The following is a 15655-nucleotide window of genomic DNA, read 5'->3' on the forward strand; positions in this document are numbered from 1 at the left end:
GGATCCTGTCGAAACAAGGGGGGTCCTGTCGAAACGAAAGCCGGTCGCCCCAGTATGCCGGAAGGGGGCAATCGCGGCCTAGAGATTCCCGGCCACGCCTCCCCGTCAAGATTAACGGGCGGGCTCGCTAAAACGCCCGTCGCACCGTTGCCCGAAGGCACCGATCGCGTGCATGCCGCCGCCGTCGGAGATATGGACAAGACCGGTGCCCGCGCCGACAATGCCGCCTCCAGCGACAACGAGCGAGACAAGAGCCTGCCAGACCAGCAACGACAGCCCGCCCCCGTGGCCCCGGTCACCCGCGTGCTCCTCATTTCGGATGGCCGTCCGGGGCACTATCGGCAGAGCGAAGGCGTGGTGGCCGCCCTGAAGCGCCGTGGCCCCGTCGCCGTCGACCGCATCGAGCTGAAAACGCGCCTGCCGCTGCCGAAGGGATTTATTCCCAAGCTCGGCCGTCTCTTGCCTGCTCGCAGCGTGCTCCGCCTCCATGGCATCGACCCGGACGCCATCTCCCGCCCCGACCTCATCGTCTCGTCGGGCGGCGCGACTCTCGGGGCAAATGTGGCGCTCGCCAAGGTCCTCGGCGTGCCGAACGTCTTCAGCGGATCGACGCGCGGCTTCCCTCTCGATGGCTTCAGCCTCGTCCTCACGCCGTACCCGTCTGTCGCTCGCCCGCCGGTGGCGATGTCCGGCGCGAAGCCGACGCCGTTCGATCCCGACCGGTCGCCGCCGCCGCGCGCAATTTCAACCGCCGACGCGATGCACGCGGCTCGCATCAGCCTGCTGGTCGGCGGTCCGACACCTACAGCAGATTTCAAGGCCGGTGACTGGGCCCGCCTTGCTGCGCTGATCCAGAACCTGATCGCGCGCTGGGACTGCCGCGTCACCATCGCCACCTCGCCGCGTACGCCGGACGAAGCCTATGCCGCGCTCATGCCCACCATCGACCGCAACGCGGGCGCCGTCTCGATCATCGATTTCCGCACTGCCGGGCCCGGCTCCATCGACGCCGCGTTCGACTGCGACGTGATGCTGGTCACGTCGGATTCCATGTCGATGATGACGGAAGCCGCCCTGTCGCGCCGTCCCGCCATCGCGCTTGCGCCTGAGATCACGCAATCGCATCGCGACGACGAAGCCGTCGCAGGTCTTGTCGCCGAGCGCTGGCTCGCGGTGCTCCCGCTCGCGGGGTTGGATGCGCAGCGCGTGGCGGCAACGGCCGCGGCACTGACACCCATGACCGAAAATCATCTCGACAGGCTGGCGAGCCTTGTCGCGCGCGCAACGCGCCTCGGCGCTTAGCGTCGGCGGCGGGGAAACAACGGAGCGCGCATCATGGCCACATTCGATGTCATCGTCGTGGGCGTTGGGGGAATGGGCGCGGCAACCTGCTGGCAGCTCGCGCGTCGCGGCAAGACGGTGCTCGGCCTCGACCGCTACGACATCCCGAACGCCATGGGCTCGTCGCACGGCGTCAACCGCATCATCCGCCTCGCCTATTTCGAACACCCCGCCTACGTGCCGATCCTGCGCCGCGCCTACGAGCTGTGGCGGGAAACGGAGACGCTTGCGGGCGAGCAACTGCTGTGGATCACGGGCTCGCTCGATATCGGCGCGAGCGGCAGCGCGATCGTCGACGGCGCGCTCGCGAGCTGCCGCCTGCACGGGCTCAGCCACGAACTCCTGAGCGCCGCCGACGCGACGGCGCGCTATCCCGGCTATCGCCTGCCGGAAAATTTCGTCGCGCTCCACCAGCCGGAAGGCGGCTTCGTCGCGTCGGAGCGGGCCATCGTCGCGGCGGCCAACCTGGCGATGCGGAGCGGCGCGGTCCTGCGCGGACGCGAAGCGGTGCTAGAGTTCACGCCCATTGCGGGCGGCGGCGTGCGTGTACGAACCGACCGCGGTGTCTACGAAGCGGGCCAGATCATTGTCTCCGCAGGCGCATGGGTCGGGGAGCTCGTCCCGGGCCTCGGCGCCAGCGCGGTTCCGGAACGCCAGGTGCTCGGCTGGTTCCAGCCCAAACGACCGGACGCGTTTGCACTCGGTAAGTTTCCGGTGTCGAACCTGAAGAGCGATGTCGGCCACTTCTATCAGTTCCCGGTCTGGAACGTGCCGGGCTTCAAGATCGGGCTCTATCATCACCTGCGCGAACGGGGAGCGCCCGAGCAGCTATCGAGGGAGCCGACGCCCGCCGACGAGCAGGCCCTGCGCCGCGGGCTCGCGGAATTCTTTCCCGACGCTGACGGCGACGTGCTGGCGCTTCGCACCTGCCTATTCACGAACACGCCCGACGAGCACTTCATCATCGATCGTCTGCCCGGCTTCGAGGAGGTGATCGTCGCCTCGCCCTGCTCGGGTCACGGCTTCAAGTTCGCGAGCGCCATCGGCGAAATCCTGGCCGACCTCGCCACCACGCGCGCCTCGCGCTTCGATCTCTCGCTGTTCTCGCTGCGCCGGTTTCAGGCCTGAGGCGAACCCTCACCCGCCCGTTTCGTTGGGCTGGCACTGGCCGTTCGGATTGCGGTACATGCCGGCCGGGCAGGCCTTGGTTTTGTTCTTCGCGGCCTGATCGCGCCCCGCCTTGGTCTTTGGCGCGCATTTGCCGTTGATGTAGGCCATGCCCATCTCGACGCAGGAGGCTTTCGCGCGCCGCTCGACGGTGGCCTGGGAGGGCTTTGACGGTTTGGACGGCTTCACCGTTTGCCGCTGCGGCGCGGGCTCGTCGGATTTTGTTTGCGATGATCCGTGCGGCAGTTGCGCTTCGGGCAGAAGCCGGGCAACCGACTCGCCCGCAGTCGGCAGGAACGCCTGCCGGCAACTGCCTTCTTCATACGCCGTGATCCAGGGATGGGTCAGGAACGTGTCCAGCACCATGTCGGCGCCCGGCTGCAGCACGCCATACTCCTCAAGGCCACCCTGATAGCCGACCCACTGAATAACGAGTGTCGCCTCGGACTCGTTGACGAACCGGATTTTCGCGGCTTGTTTCGCCTCCTGCGACCTGAGTTTCGCAGCGTCACTGCACGAGAGTTCGCGGGCGCTGTTCACGGCGGCGGCGGGAGAAGCGGGCTTTGGCGCGTCGACCTTCTTGAGGTAGGCGCGCGCCAGATCCGCGTGGAAACCTTTCGGATAGTTGGCGAGGAACGCGTTCCACGCGTCGGCCGTCCCGAGATCCTTCGCGGCCTGGAACGCGTCTTTCTCGGCCGCGTCCGGAGCCGCTGCCTCTTCAGCCTGGGCTGAAGTGGGCGCGAAAAACGTCAGGGCGCGATCGCCCGGAACTTGCGGCAAAAGAACAAGCCCCGCGCCGGCCAGCAGAACGCGTAGCGGTGAGGTCTTGGCAAATAGCGTCATGACGAAGGGCGTCCCTTGGGCGAGCCTGCAGCGATTGTTCGTGCACGAGCATACCCTGATTTCGCCGCCGTGCGGGGAAGACAAAGTCAGGGGCAGGTCAAGTCCGGCACAAGCGTGGCGTGCTAGGCGGACATGTCTGCGCGGGAAGGAATTGACCGATGAAAGTTGATGCTGGCGCAAGCTCCATGTTTGCCACCCAGAGAAACAATGCGACGGGGCGAACCGATGCCCAGGACTTTTCCGCATTGCTGACCGAAAGCTCGGCCGAGACGCGCGATAACCCGGGAGGCGATGCCGCGCGCAGCCGAACCGATTTCACCGGCATGACGCGTCAGGGGTTGATGGACTGGATGAACGAGCGGATCCGGAGCGGCGAGATGACTCTCGATGAGAGCTCGCCGTTTCTGGACATGACCCTGAAAATATCCGCGGCAACCGGACAGTCCGTGGATATGGCCACCGATACGACGCGGATCGATTTCACGGAGAAGGCCCGGCAGGGCATCGAGGGCGCCTTGTCCCGCTTCGACGTCAAGGATGCCAAGCGCTTGCAAGCCGCTCTCGATACGATGCTGCATCAGGGCGCCGAGAGCCGGATCTGAAATCCGGAAAGTTTGATCGAGGGCGACGCTTAATCAGCCGGACGACGCAGCCGTAAAAACCGCCAATTGCGCGTCGAAGGCACGCTTGAAGGCCGGCCGCGCTTCGGCACGCGCGACATAGGCGGACAGGTTCGGATAGGCATCCAGCATATCTGAGCTTTTCAACCTGATCAGCACCTCCACCATCATCAGGTCGCCTGCGCTGAACCCGCCATCGAGCCAGTCGGCATCGCCAAGCCAGCCGGAAAGATCGCGGAGGCGCGCGTGGACGCGATCGTCGAGGATTGGCAGGCGCTCCTGATACCAGCTCTTGTCGCGTTCCGTGAGTATGGCGGCTTCGCGCGCGAGAATCGGCGGCTCCACCGTGTTGAGCGCGGCGAACATCCAGGTCATCGCGCGCGCTCTTGCCGTCGCATCGTCCGGCAGCAGGCCCGCATGGCGGTCCGCGATATGGAATACGATCGCCCCCGTCTCGAAGAGGGCGAGATCGCCATCTTCATAAGTCGGGATCTGCCCGAACGGATGTAGCGTCCGATGCGCCGGTTCCTTCATCTCACGGAACGAAAGCAGGCGAACGTTGTAGGGCTGGCCCACTTCTTCGAGCGCCCAACGCACGCGCATGTCGCGCGCCAGTCCCCTGCCGCGATCGGGCGACAGTGCAAAGGCGGTGATGGTGGGGCTCATGGGAAGGCTCCGGGTGATTGCGGTTCTTGCGCTTTGCATCCTGAGGACGAAAGACCGGCGCGGCTCCCGACAACGTACCTCGTTTTTTCGCCGACGCGATTTCGCGGTGCGGACCTCGACCGCGGTCCGGCGTGCGACAGACGGCGAAAAACTTTCCCGAGCACGAAGGTCCGGCCAGCGAGCGGCCCGGCCGCGCGTAGCTCCGCGCCACCGGCGATTTGTCGGACAGCTTGACGTTCAATCCATCATGTAACATGATATGTTACATGAAAAGAGATACGCGCTTATCGGACGTGCTCCACGTCCTTCTGCACATGGCCCGGCAAGAGAGACCCGCAACCTCGGAGGTTCTCGCGAAGGCCATGCGCACCAATCCTGTTGTCCTGCGACGGACAATGGCTGGCCTGCGCGATCAAGGGCTTGTTCGATCCGAGAAAGGGCATGGTGGCGGGTGGACGCTTGCTTGCGATCTGTCGAAGGTGACGCTGCGCGACGTTTACGTGGCGCTCGGCGAGCCGGCCTTGTTTGCCTTCGGCAATCGATCCGACGCGCCGGACTGTTTGGTTGAGAAAACCGTCAACGCCAGCCTGAACCAAGCCGTCCTGGAGGCTGAGCAGGGGTTGATGACCCGGTTTGGCGAAATCACCCTGTCCAAGCTCAGCGCCGACCTTCAATCGCGGGTTAAACAACGCCGCGGCGCTCTCGACGTGGAGAAAATTCACGGAGGCCCGGCATGAAACCCACTGCCTTTGACGCACGCGCCGCCAGCTCCTACGCGGAAGGCCCGCCACGACAAGTTCCGGGCTATTCGAGCTTGCACCGCATGGTGTCGCAGCTCCTCGCGGAGCGGACCCCACACGATGGTCGCGTGCTGGTCTTGGGTGCTGGGGGTGGCCAAGAGCTCAAGGCGATGGCGGAAACGCATCCGGGATGGTCATTCGATGGCGTGGATCCCTCGAGCGATATGCTTCGTTTGGCTGGTCAGGTGGCAGGGCCGCACGCCGCACGTATGCAGTTCCATCAAGGCTACATTGACGACGCTCCCGGCGGTCCTTTCGATGCTGCCACGTCCATTTTGGTTTTCCACTTCATCGCTCATGACCAACGCCTCGAAACCCTGAAGCAGGTTCGGTGTCGGTTGAGAAGTGGCGCGCCCTTCGTCGTGGTCCACCTCAGCTTCCCCCAGGCTGAGCCTGAGCGGTCGATATGGATAGGCCGTCATGTCGCGTATGGCCTGTCGAGTGGATTAGGACCGGCCGATGCCGAGCGCGCTCGCCAGGCAATCAGCAGCGGACTAACAATCCTATCGCCCGAAGACGACGTCGCCATGCTCCGGCAAGCCGGATTTTCGAATGTCAGCCTCTTCTATGCAGGATTGAGCATCAGGGGCTGGATCGCTTACGCCGAATAGCTCTGTCCGCTGCGAGCACGGAGGCGTTGGCCAACGTCCGTTGTCGCCCATAGCGGCACAATGCTCGGCTGCGGCACACCGGGGTTGCGCGGTGGAAAGAGTGGGCGCGTGGCGGGGCCAGGAGGGATTAAGTTCGAGCCCCTTTGGTCGACGAACTCGCAGGTTGGAAGCTGCTGTTCGACTGCCCTATTGCGGTCATTCAGGTTGTGCACTTACCTGCCGCACATCAACTTACGACATCTGGGGCCGGAATGATTACCGGGCATGTCTTCATCGCCACGAGTCTGGATGGCTTCATTGCCAGGAAGAACGGGACTATCGACTGGCTGCTCAGCCGCGATGACCCACTTGAAGACCACGGCTATCGGGATTTCATCAAGGACATCGACGGTCTTGTGATCGGGCGCGGCAGCTTCGAAACGGCAGCAGCTTCTGAACCCTGGCCATATGACAGACCCGTGGTGGTACTGTCGTCAACCCTTGCTTCATCGCCGGTTCCGAGCCATCTGACGGGCCGCGTTCGCTTTGTGGACATGACACCCAAGGCCACGATGGAAACGCTGGCGATGGAAGGCTGGCGACGCGTCTACGTGGATGGCGGCCAGATTGTGCAATCCTTCCTTCGCGAAGGCTTGATCGCCGACATGGTGGTGACCCAGGTCCCAGTCCTTATTGGCGAGGGCCGCCAGCTCTTCGGCCCCGTCGACAGCGACATCTCGCTGACCCACCTGATGACGAAGACGTTCCCATCCGGGTTGGTTCAATCCCACTACAAAATAGAAGGCTGACTGTCTCGCGCTCGAAAAGCGTGGATGCCGTTCAGCTCCGGCCGTCTCGCCCGCTCGTCCTAACGTCCGCAAATGGCCCTCTGCGGAACAAGCCTCGCGGGAAGCGCCCACGAGGGCGCATGTCAGCAAGGCGACGCGGCGGTCTTGGAGGTGCCAAGCTTCGCTTGGACCGCCGCCCCGCGGAGCGCCTGTCCATGCGGAGCATGGCTTCGCCATGACGGCGCGTGAGCGCAAAAATGGCGGAGAGAGTGGGATTCGAACCCACGAGACGGTTGCCCGCCTACACGCGTTCCAGGCGTGCGCCTTCAACCACTCGGCCATCTCTCCGGCGCGAATCGATCCTAGTCTGGTTGAGAAAAAGGACCGCCTACAGCCGGGCTGGCATGCGTCGCGAAGCGACGCCAGGCCCCGGCCTGAAGCGGCGCACTATACCCAGAACCGCCGGGCTGGCAACACGCCAAACGGGGGCCTTCCCGGTCTTCTTTTTCGAGCGGACATGCTAGGAGTGCTTCCGGAAAAGTGGGAACCGGTTTTCCGAAGAGAAGCACGACAAAGCAAAGACCTAGAGAGGTCCGCGATTCCACTTATTGCGGAGCCGCTCTAGGATGGCGACGACGGGCGCAACTGCGCCGATCCATCGATCGAGAGCTTCGGAATGGCCGTTTTCCGTTTCCTGTCAGCCGTTTTTCTGTTGGTGGCGACCGTGGCCCTGGTGGTCGATGCCACCCCCGCCTCCTACGGCGTGGGCAGCTTCCATGCCACCTCGCTTGCTGGCCATTGGAAGGAACTCGGCCCAAGCTCGTTCGAGGTCGCCCGCCGCGGCGTCATCGACGCCGCCCCCTGGCTCTGGGAAAGCCTGATCCGGCCGATCCTCGATGTCCCGACCTTCGTGGCATTCGGCGCGCTCGCCTTGCTGAGCGGCTACGCCGGACGCCGCCGCCGGTCCGTGCGCATCTTCGTCAATTGAGCCCGTTGGACACGTCGCCTATTTGCGCTTCGGCGTCGTGGTCGGCGCGAGCGTGCCGGAAATCGGCAGCGCCGCGGAAGCGGTCTGCCCGATCGGCGTTTCGCTCGCGAAGTCGTCGACGATGCCGATCACCATCAGCACCGCCAGCGCGCCCATCAGGCCCATCACGACGTTGTGGTGCGAGCGGTTGAGGTCCGCAATCTGCGCCTCGTTGACGGTATCGACTTCGTTCACGCCACCCGACTTGAAGCCGAAGAACTTGCGGCGGAACGAGCGGCGCACGTTGCCCCGGTCGATCAAAGGCAGGCGCGCCCGCTCGGCGATCTTCTGGGCGATCTCCGGATAGGGAAAGCACGGGTCGACGTTGGCTTCGCTGATGTAGCCGATCGGTATGGACTTCTCGTCTTTGGTGATTAACCGCGCGCCCTTGAGCAGCACGGGCACGATCGAGCCGCCGTAGATCTCGCGGCGCGTCTCGACCGTCTGCACTTGGTCGTAGGGGATGTCGTAGGATTTGTAGAACAGCATCGGCGTCGGCCCGCGCCCCGACGGCAGCGTCATCTTCACCGACTTCTCGCCCAGCTCCACACGGGCTCGCAGCGAGAACAGAAGCTCGATCACGACCAGGAACATCAGGATGGTGAAGCCGATGGCCATGATGGCGAGTCCGGCCGCGTCGAAGAACAGGCCATGCTTGACCCGCATGTACATCATCGCCGGCAGGCTGGCGAAGAACGGCAGCAGGATCAGGAACACGAACGAGAAGATCGTCTTTCGCCCGCCGGTCGCAGCATAAACGGTAGGCTCGAACTTGATGTCGGGCCCGCCTGCGGTGTCCGCCTGCGCCATGATCAGAACTCCCCTACCCGTCTTGACCGGCGGCCATCCTAGTGGGCTTCCCGGCGGCGCGAAACCGCCAAGAATCTGCCCGCTGCCTGCTGCCCCGCCTTAGGCGTCCCCGTCCGGCTCCTTGTGCTCCCTGAGTTCGGGCGTCGCCTCCAGCAATTCCGGCTCGAAGGCCGCCCCATCGCCCGACATGCGGGCCTCTTGGACGACGGATTGGGCTTTTTTCTCTGAGAAACCCATGCTCGTCAGGGCAAAACCAAGCAGCCCGAGGGCCACCTCCCGTGTCCCCATGATGGCGAAGCCGACGCCTTGAGACTTGAGATAGGCAAGCTCGGACGCGCGATGCGTCCGCACGGCCGTCTCGATGCCCGGATTGGCGGCGCGCGCCAGCTCGATGATCCGCCGCTTGAGCATGCCGGGCGGGATCGCCACGATCAGGATCCTGGCCTGCGCCACCCCCGCGGCTTCGAGAACGCCCGCCGCGGCCGCGTCCCCGTAGATCGCATTGAGGCCCTGCCGGCGCAGCTCTTCGAGGCGCCGCCGGTCTTCCTCGATGACGACGAAATCCAGCCCCTGCGCGCGGAGCTGATCGCCGATCAACTCGCCGACGCGGCCGTAGCCGACGATGATGGCATGGTCCTTCAGGCCGGCTTTCGTTGCGCCCTCGTTCACCAGGTCGTCGGCGGCCTTACGCTCAAGCCGCGCGGCGAGCGCAGGCCGGGCCTTGATCCATCCCATGATCGGATCGATCGCCGCGAATACGAGCGGGTTGAGCGTGATCGATAGGATGGCGCCCGCCAGAACGAGGTCGCGTCCTTCGGGCGGCAGCAGCCCGAGCGACACGCCGAGAGCGACCAGAATGAAGGAGAACTCGCCGATCTGTGCCAGGCTCGCCGAAACCGTGAGCGCCGTCCGGATGGGAAACCCTCGCAGCATGACGATTGCGAACGCGGCGACGGACTTGCCGAAGACGATCAGGAAGACGACAGCCAGCACCGCCAGCGGATCGCGCACGAGGATGCTCGGATCGAACAGCATGCCCACCGAAACGAAGAACAGCACTGCGAACGCATCCTGAAACGGGAGCGAATCCGCCGCCGCCTTGTGGCTGAAATCGGATTCGCTGAGCACGATGCCGGCAAAGAAGGCGCCGAGCGCGAACGACACGCCGAACAACTCCGCCGAGCCGTAGGCGATGCCGAGCGCGGTCGCGAGAACCGAGAGCGTGAACAGCTCGCGCGAGCCTGTGCGCGCCACATGCTTCAGCATCCAGGGCACCGCCCGCGTGCCGACGACGAAAACGAGAGCCGTGAACAGGGCGACCTTGCCGAGCGTCAACAGCAGCGTCAGCCAGATGCTGTCGCCGGAGAACTGGCTCGCGATGCCACGGCTGCCGCCCTCCGCGCCGAGTGCGCCGGCCAAGGCCGGCAGCAGCACCAGCGCCAGAACCATCGCCAGATCCTCGACGATGAGCCAGCCCACCGCGATCTTGCCGTTGACGCTGTCGAGTTCGTTGCGTTGTTCGAGCGCCCTCAGGAGAACCACGGTGCTCGCGACCGACAGCGCCAAGCCGAACACCAGTCCGGCGCCGAGTCCCCATCCCCAGAAATGCGCCAGCGCCACACCGAAGAGGGTCGCGACCGTGATCTGTGCGATGGCGCCAGGAATGGCGATTCCGCGGACGGCCAACAGGTCATTGATGGAAAAGTGCAGGCCGACACCGAACATCAGCAGCATGACGCCGATTTCAGCCAACTGGCTTGCGATGTGGGCGTCACCGACGAACCCGGGCGTGAACGGACCGACCGCAACGCCGGCAAGCAGATATCCGACCAAGGGCGGAAGTCGCAGCTTGTTGGCGATCATGCCGCCGACAAAGGCGAGGACCAGACCCATCGAAATGGTGGCGATCAGCGAGATGTCGTGATGTTCCATACGGCTCCTTTTCGGTTCGGCGTCGATTTTTCAGGCTCGCGCGCAAGAATGCAAGGCCGTTAACCCCCGTAGTCGCACGCCGCCTCCATTGCCGCAGCGGTGTGATGGGATGACGGGCCGCATTGCAGCATCGCAAATCTGCCGCAGCCGCGCGCTACGTCTCTCCACGCGTGGAGCGGGGCCTGTGCATCTTCGCAGGCGGCGGAGGTGGACGGCTCGCCCCGGCATGCTAACTGTGTACGTCGCAGGGCCGCATAGGCCGGACACCGATGATTGAGCGTCGCTATCCAGGTGATCGAATGGCAGAGCCGAACTCCAAAGCATTTTCCGCCCGCGCGTGCCTCGCAACGTGGCTTGCCATGGCGGCGGCGCTCGCGCTGACCGGCGCGCCGGCCCTGGCCGCGAAGAAGGATTTCACCTTCAGCGAAAAGGCGAACGAGCGCCTCGCCAAGAAGCTCAACATACCCATTTACTTCACGGTGCCCTCAAGCACCCGCGCGCCGCTCAAGGGGCCGTTCGAGACCACCGACGTTCTGGTCGACTTCAAGCATCCCGATGCCATCAAGTCCGGCAGCGACGCAGGGCTCCGCCTGATCGTGACGCCGCGCTCCGGCATGGCGTCGCGCCTCGCCAAGAGCGGCATCGTCGAAACCGGCGATCTGCTGCTGACGTTCCGCGCCGAATGGGGCGGCGCGGGAGCCTATCCCAACGTCCAGATGGGCATCAGCCACACGGGCCTCGCCTACATCAAGGACGGCAAGGTGCGGAACTTGGATAATCCGATGAATGAGGAATATCTCGGCAAGGGCATGAGCGCCGACCTCACCAGCGAGCACTATCGCACCCTGAATTTCATGCACATCATCCGCCCTCGCGGCTTGAATGATGAGGAGCGCAAGAATATCGCCGCCTGGGCCGCGCGTCTCAACGCCAGCGCCAAGAAGGTCTATCCGAGCCAGATCAAGTTCAACGACGACTACAACGCGCCGAAATTCAAGCCCGGCCGTTCGCTGGATTTCGTCAAGCACCTCGGGCAGATCGCGCTCGGCCAGAATCCGCCGGGCACCCTCGATCTCTATTGCTCGGAGTTTGCCTGGTCGGTGCTGGCGCTCAAGGACTGCGATCCGACCGCGACCGCCGAGGCCTTCAAGGGCAGTCGCGTGCCGTCATGCGTCAAGGCGCCGATGAAGCCGTTGGATGCCGCCGGCAACTCTGTTGCCAATGAAGGGCGCTCCTCCGTCGTGGGCCTTGCCGATGGCCCGTTGACGGTGATCGACAAGCTCAAGATTCCGAGCGACGACCGCAAGGCCCTCCTGCAGTCGGTGTTCGTCGAGAACCCGGACGGCCTCAAGAAGATGTCGGAGGGGCACCGTAAGGTCGCCGAGTCGATGCAGCCGAAATTTGAAACGCTGAAGGATTATTATCTTGGCGTCAGCGGCGGCAGTATCGTCCAGCGGATGCGGGCGCGCCTGATCCGGAGCGCCTTCAACCGCGCTGTTCCGGAAAACTATTCGCCGACATCGTATTTGCTGAACACGCTTCTGCCGCCCGACAACATCAATCGCACGATGGATTACGTGGCGACGGTCGTTATCGAATAGGCGCCCGGCAACCGGCGCTGGCCCGGAAAACAGCGCTGGCATGGAGCGGCCCGTCGGTCACGACGCTCGAAGCGGATCATTGATCCTGTCTAGGATCTTGGCAGGGCGGCGTTTCCCCGTCGACGGACACCATGCGCCAGAACTGAGACATCCGCTCGCCGTCGTGGAACTCGTCGACCCGGCAAATCTTCCGCCCCCGAAACATCACCACTTGCCGGTAGCTCCCGCGGATCTCATGTCCCGTGCGGCGGTGCCTGATGTAGGCATTGATCGTGACGTGACCCAGACCGTCTTCGAGCTTGAAATCCTCGACGGCCGTAGCGCTCTCCGCGACAGCGAGAATGCTCCGCAAAAACGTGCGCAGTCCCTGCTTGCCGTCGATCTGGAACGGCACACCGCGGATCTCGCCGGCATTGCACCAGTAGGTCAAATCGTCTGTGTAGTGACTGAGCATCCGCTCGACGGCGCCGGTCGACCAGGCGTCGTGGACAGAGATCATGATGTCATGCGCCGATTGCGCATCGAACTTTTTCAAAGGCCGACTCCCACGGGGTCGCCTCCCGCAATAATGAGCTATCGAAAATCAAACGCGGCATCCGCGCCGCTGGTTCACATTAATGATAAAATTGAGCACAATTCAAAGGTACTAGAAAATAGTCGACGTCTTGCCGGAAAAGTTCCCCATGAATTTTTAGGCAACGGCCTCGCGATCGGCCTCGCGCTTGCGTTCTTGCTTCTTGCGCTCGTTCGGATCCAGCCAGCGCTTGCGCAGCCGGATCGTCTTCGGAGTGACCTCGACAAGTTCTTCGTCCGTGATGTAGCTCATCGCCCGCTCGAGCGTGAGCTTGATCGGCGTCACGAGCAGCACCGCATCGTCTTTGCCGGAAGCGCGCACGTTCGTGAGCTTCTTGCCCTTGACGACGTTCACTTCGAGATCGTTGTCGCGCGTGTGCTCGCCGACGATCATGCCGGTGTAGACGCGCGTCTGCGCACCGATGAAAAACGGTCCGCGGTCCTGCAGATTGAAGATCGCATACGCTGCGGCTTCACCGTCGGAGTTCGAGATCAGCACGCCCGTGTGACGGCCGGCGATCTCGCCCTTGAAGGGCTCGTAGGCGTGGAACAGCTTGTTCATGACGGCCGTGCCGCGCGTATCGGTGAGCAATTCGGCCTGGTAGCCGAGCAGGCTCCGCGTCGGAACGTGAAACACCATGCGGGTGCGTCCGCCGCCTGAGGGGCGCATCTCGAGCAGGTTGCCTTTCCGCTCGGAAAGCTTCTGCACGATGATGCCCGTGTGGCCGTCGTCCACGTCGATGATGACTTCTTCGACCGGTTCGAGGCGCTCGCCCGTGTCCGGGTCCGTGCGGAACACGACCTTGGGACGGGATACCGTGACCTCGAAGCCCTCGCGGCGCATGTTCTCGAGCAGAATGGCGAGCTGCAACTCGCCGCGGCCGGCGACATCGAACGACTCGCCGCCTTCCGTCGATGGCGTCACGCGAATGGCGATGTTGCGCTCGGCTTCCTTCATGAGACGGTCGCGAATGACGCGGCTCTGAACCTTATCGCCTTCCTGTCCTGCGAACGGTCCGTCGTTGATGCGGAACGTCATGGAGAGCGTCGGCGGATCGACGGGCTGCGCTTTGATCGGCGTATCGACCGAGAGATCGCAGAGCGTATCGGCCACCGTCGCTTCGCTCATACCGGCAATCGCCACGATCTCGCCCGCGTGCGCCTCTTCGACGGGAACGCGCTCGAGGCCGCGGAAGGCCAGCACCTTGGTGACGCGGAAATTCTCGACGACCTTGCCCTCGCGGTTCAGCGCCTTGAGCTGCTGGTTCGCCTTGAGCGTGCCGGAGCTGATGCGCCCGGTCAGGATGCGGCCGAGGAAGTTGTCGGCTTCGAGCGTCGTCGCGAGCAGGCGCGCCGGGCCGGGTTCCACCGTCGGCGCCGGCACGTGCCGCACGATCAGGTCGAACATCGGCGCGAGGTTTTCTTTCGGACCGGCGGGATCGAGCGCCATCCAGCCGTTACGGCCGGAGCCGTACAGCACCGGGAAGTCGAGCTGTTCGTCGCTCGCGTCGAGGTTGGCGAACAAATCGAAGATCTCGTTCAGCACGTCGAGGTGCCGTTCGTCCGGGCGGTCGATCTTGTTGATGGCAACGATCGGCCGGATGCCGCGCTTGAGCGCTTTCGAGACGACGAACTTGGTCTGCGGCAGCGGGCCTTCGGAGGCGTCCACCAGCACGACGACGCCGTCCACCATGTTCAGGATGCGCTCCACCTCGCCGCCGAAGTCGGCGTGGCCGGGCGTGTCGACGATGTTGATACGGGTGTTATTCCAGACCACGCTCGTGCACTTGGCGAGAATGGTGATGCCACGCTCGCGCTCGATATCGTTCGAATCCATCGCCCGTTCGGCAACCTTCTGGTTCTCGCGGAACGAGCCGGACTGCTTGAGCAACTCGTCGACGAGGGTCGTTTTGCCGTGGTCGACGTGCGCGATAATCGCGATATTCCGGATTTCCATGGGTGTCCTGATGGCCGGGCGCAACCTGTGATAGACTTGTGTGCGCCGCAAAATCTGGCGCGGAGGTAGCACACCCCGCGGCTCATCGCCAGCGACAGGAGCCACTTTGATCAAGGGTGCGGCGCGCTGACAGCTTTCAGACGCCGGTGCCTGCCTTTTCCGCTTGGTAAAGGTCGTTCAGAAGGGCATCGACCTCAGGTTTTACGGGTGGTGCGGCATCCCGGCGCTTTTCCTGTCGGCCCTGGCGGAAGAGCGCGCGCCGCGTCGCCCCCGGCTGCTTGAGCCTCCGGCCCCTCGAAATCAGCAGCGGATGCGCCGGCTCGTCGAGATCGAGCTCCTCGAGCAGGGTCTCGCGCAGGGCGTAGAACGATTGCAGGATCGCATCGCGGGCGACCTTGCGGTCGTCCGGCGCGAGGTCCGGCCGTTTGCGCGGATCGATGGACTGCAGCGCGCGGCGCATGTCGTGCAGCGGTGCATAAGGATAGAGGCCAACCAGCGTCGCCGTCTCGCCCGCGTTGGCGTACACGATGCGCATGTTGTCGATCGTCTCGGAGATGCGGCAGAAGGCGGCCAGATAATCGTCCGTCGAAACGTACGTCTTCTCGCAGTAGGTGAAGAGCGCCGACTTCGTCCGCACGATGCCGCGCCACTCCTCTTCCAGGCTTTCCACGAACTTGGAGCGCTTCTGGAAGACATTGGCCAGATAGGCCGCAACCACCGTGACGAACACCAGCGCCATGTCCTTCAGATAGTCGTAGAGGTCCCGCGCCGCCGCCTCGATCGGACCGCCGGCGATGCCCGGAATCCGGTCGGCGAACTTCGCGGCCAGCGACAAGGCCAGCACGAGGAACAGCCAGAAGTAGGCGCGGCGCAGCGTGCGGTTCAGGGATGTGCGGGTCATGGGAGCTTCGAGCTGGCTTGCAGGAGAACTTGAACGGCA

General features: G+C 64.1%; 15 protein-coding genes and 1 tRNA gene. 8 read left to right on the plus strand and 8 right to left on the minus strand.

Translation table 11 applies throughout. The features are described from left to right. Positions 1-192: 192 nt before the first annotated feature. Positions 193-1302, plus strand: coding sequence for an ELM1/GtrOC1 family putative glycosyltransferase (locus ACTIFK_RS13540; protein ID WP_439543608.1), 1110 nt, complete (start codon positions 193-195; stop codon positions 1300-1302). Positions 1303-1335: 33 nt separating this feature from the next. After that, positions 1336-2469 (plus strand): N-methyl-L-tryptophan oxidase, encoded by a 1134-nt coding sequence (solA, locus tag ACTIFK_RS13545; protein ID WP_439543609.1) that lies wholly within the window; start codon positions 1336-1338, stop codon positions 2467-2469. 9 nt (positions 2470-2478) lie between these two features. On the opposite strand, the gene ACTIFK_RS13550 is transcribed toward solA, so the two are convergent. Then, positions 2479-3351, minus strand: coding sequence for a hypothetical protein (locus ACTIFK_RS13550; RefSeq protein WP_439543610.1), 873 nt, complete (start codon positions 3349-3351; stop codon positions 2479-2481). Positions 3352-3509: 158 nt separating this feature from the next. Between ACTIFK_RS13550 and ACTIFK_RS13555 the strand changes: the two genes are divergently transcribed. Then, positions 3510-3953 (plus strand): hypothetical protein, encoded by a 444-nt coding sequence (locus ACTIFK_RS13555; protein WP_439543611.1) that lies wholly within the window; start codon positions 3510-3512, stop codon positions 3951-3953. Positions 3954-3986: 33 nt separating this feature from the next. On the opposite strand, the gene ACTIFK_RS13560 is transcribed toward ACTIFK_RS13555, so the two are convergent. Next, a complete protein-coding gene (locus ACTIFK_RS13560) occupies positions 3987-4637 on the minus strand; it encodes a glutathione S-transferase family protein (protein ID WP_439543612.1) in 651 nt (216 codons plus the stop codon). A gap of 266 nt (positions 4638-4903) precedes the next feature. Here ACTIFK_RS13560 and ACTIFK_RS13565 point away from each other — a divergent pair, with 266 nt between their 5' ends. The 3 genes from ACTIFK_RS13565 (at position 4904) to ACTIFK_RS13575 (ending at position 6836) form a co-directional block, all read left to right on the plus strand. Beyond that, positions 4904-5374 carry an Rrf2 family transcriptional regulator gene (locus ACTIFK_RS13565; RefSeq protein ID WP_439543613.1) on the plus strand — a complete coding sequence of 157 codons (471 nt, stop codon included), beginning with the start codon at positions 4904-4906 and terminating at the stop codon, positions 5372-5374. Then, positions 5371-6048, plus strand: coding sequence for a class I SAM-dependent methyltransferase (locus ACTIFK_RS13570; protein ID WP_439543614.1), 678 nt, complete (start codon positions 5371-5373; stop codon positions 6046-6048). The genes ACTIFK_RS13565 and ACTIFK_RS13570 overlap by 4 nt, the downstream gene beginning before the upstream one ends. Positions 6049-6299: 251 nt before the next feature. Then, a complete protein-coding gene (locus ACTIFK_RS13575; RefSeq protein ID WP_439543773.1) occupies positions 6300-6836 on the plus strand; it encodes a dihydrofolate reductase family protein in 537 nt (178 codons plus the stop codon). Between the two features lie 237 nt (positions 6837-7073). On the opposite strand, the gene ACTIFK_RS13580 is transcribed toward ACTIFK_RS13575, so the two are convergent. Continuing rightward, positions 7074-7163 (minus strand) — tRNA-Ser (locus ACTIFK_RS13580). 328 nt (positions 7164-7491) lie between these two features. On the opposite strand from ACTIFK_RS13580, the gene ACTIFK_RS13585 reads away from it, so the two are divergent. Next, the gene (locus tag ACTIFK_RS13585; protein WP_439543615.1) at positions 7492-7803 is read left to right on the plus strand and encodes a hypothetical protein; all 312 of its coding nucleotides are present in this window, start codon (positions 7492-7494) and stop codon (positions 7801-7803) included. 18 nt (positions 7804-7821) lie between these two features. Here ACTIFK_RS13585 and ACTIFK_RS13590 read toward each other — a convergent pair whose 3' ends face one another. Both ACTIFK_RS13590 and ybaL read right to left on the minus strand, forming a co-directional pair. Beyond that, on the minus strand, positions 7822-8652 hold the full coding sequence (locus ACTIFK_RS13590; RefSeq protein WP_439543616.1) for a hypothetical protein: 831 nt from the start codon (positions 8650-8652) through the stop codon (positions 7822-7824). A 99-nt stretch (positions 8653-8751) separates the two neighbouring features. Further along, positions 8752-10584, minus strand: coding sequence for a YbaL family putative K(+) efflux transporter (ybaL, locus tag ACTIFK_RS13595; protein WP_439543617.1), 1833 nt, complete (start codon positions 10582-10584; stop codon positions 8752-8754). 299 nt (positions 10585-10883) lie between these two features. Between ybaL and ACTIFK_RS13600 the strand changes: the two genes are divergently transcribed. Further along, positions 10884-12185 carry a hypothetical protein gene (locus ACTIFK_RS13600; RefSeq protein ID WP_439543618.1) on the plus strand — a complete coding sequence of 434 codons (1302 nt, stop codon included), beginning with the start codon at positions 10884-10886 and terminating at the stop codon, positions 12183-12185. A 76-nt stretch (positions 12186-12261) separates the two neighbouring features. Here the strand turns inward: ACTIFK_RS13600 and ACTIFK_RS13605 are convergent, their stop codons facing one another. The 3 genes from ACTIFK_RS13605 to ACTIFK_RS13615 all read right to left on the minus strand — a co-directional run bounded on the left by ACTIFK_RS13605 (position 12262) and on the right by ACTIFK_RS13615 (position 15616). Continuing rightward, positions 12262-12720, minus strand: a complete 459-nt coding sequence (locus ACTIFK_RS13605) for a nuclear transport factor 2 family protein (protein WP_439543619.1) — start codon at positions 12718-12720, stop codon at positions 12262-12264. A gap of 156 nt (positions 12721-12876) precedes the next feature. Next, positions 12877-14715, minus strand: a complete 1839-nt coding sequence (typA, locus tag ACTIFK_RS13610; RefSeq protein ID WP_439543620.1) for a translational GTPase TypA — start codon at positions 14713-14715, stop codon at positions 12877-12879. 136 nt (positions 14716-14851) lie between these two features. Beyond that, positions 14852-15616, minus strand: coding sequence for a hypothetical protein (locus ACTIFK_RS13615; RefSeq protein ID WP_439543621.1), 765 nt, complete (start codon positions 15614-15616; stop codon positions 14852-14854). Positions 15617-15655: the final 39 nt, after the last annotated feature.

Origin of the sequence: Hyphomicrobium sp. (genome assembly GCF_051860585.1) — a bacterium.
GTDB lineage: Bacteria > Pseudomonadota > Alphaproteobacteria > Rhizobiales > Hyphomicrobiaceae > Hyphomicrobium_C.

What these genes read in the sequence shown, in the direction of transcription:
- ACTIFK_RS13540 (WP_439543608.1), top strand. Translation starts at nt 193, where the DNA reads ATGGACAAGACCGGTGCCCGCGCCGACAATGCCGCCTCCAGCGACAAC.
- solA (WP_439543609.1), top strand. Translation starts at nt 1,336, where the DNA reads ATGGCCACATTCGATGTCATCGTCGTGGGCGTTGGGGGAATGGGCGCG.
- ACTIFK_RS13550 (WP_439543610.1), bottom strand. Translation starts at nt 3,351, where the DNA reads ATGACGCTATTTGCCAAGACCTCACCGCTACGCGTTCTGCTGGCCGGC.
- ACTIFK_RS13555 (WP_439543611.1), top strand. Translation starts at nt 3,510, where the DNA reads ATGAAAGTTGATGCTGGCGCAAGCTCCATGTTTGCCACCCAGAGAAAC.
- ACTIFK_RS13560 (WP_439543612.1), bottom strand. Translation starts at nt 4,637, where the DNA reads ATGAGCCCCACCATCACCGCCTTTGCACTGTCGCCCGATCGCGGCAGG.
- ACTIFK_RS13565 (WP_439543613.1), top strand. Translation starts at nt 4,904, where the DNA reads ATGAAAAGAGATACGCGCTTATCGGACGTGCTCCACGTCCTTCTGCAC.
- ACTIFK_RS13570 (WP_439543614.1), top strand. Translation starts at nt 5,371, where the DNA reads ATGAAACCCACTGCCTTTGACGCACGCGCCGCCAGCTCCTACGCGGAA.
- ACTIFK_RS13575 (WP_439543773.1), top strand. Translation starts at nt 6,300, where the DNA reads ATGATTACCGGGCATGTCTTCATCGCCACGAGTCTGGATGGCTTCATT.
- ACTIFK_RS13585 (WP_439543615.1), top strand. Translation starts at nt 7,492, where the DNA reads ATGGCCGTTTTCCGTTTCCTGTCAGCCGTTTTTCTGTTGGTGGCGACC.
- ACTIFK_RS13590 (WP_439543616.1), bottom strand. Translation starts at nt 8,652, where the DNA reads ATGGCGCAGGCGGACACCGCAGGCGGGCCCGACATCAAGTTCGAGCCT.
- ybaL (WP_439543617.1), bottom strand. Translation starts at nt 10,584, where the DNA reads ATGGAACATCACGACATCTCGCTGATCGCCACCATTTCGATGGGTCTG.
- ACTIFK_RS13600 (WP_439543618.1), top strand. Translation starts at nt 10,884, where the DNA reads ATGGCAGAGCCGAACTCCAAAGCATTTTCCGCCCGCGCGTGCCTCGCA.
- typA (WP_439543620.1), bottom strand. Translation starts at nt 14,715, where the DNA reads ATGGAAATCCGGAATATCGCGATTATCGCGCACGTCGACCACGGCAAA.
- ACTIFK_RS13615 (WP_439543621.1), bottom strand. Translation starts at nt 15,616, where the DNA reads ATGACCCGCACATCCCTGAACCGCACGCTGCGCCGCGCCTACTTCTGG.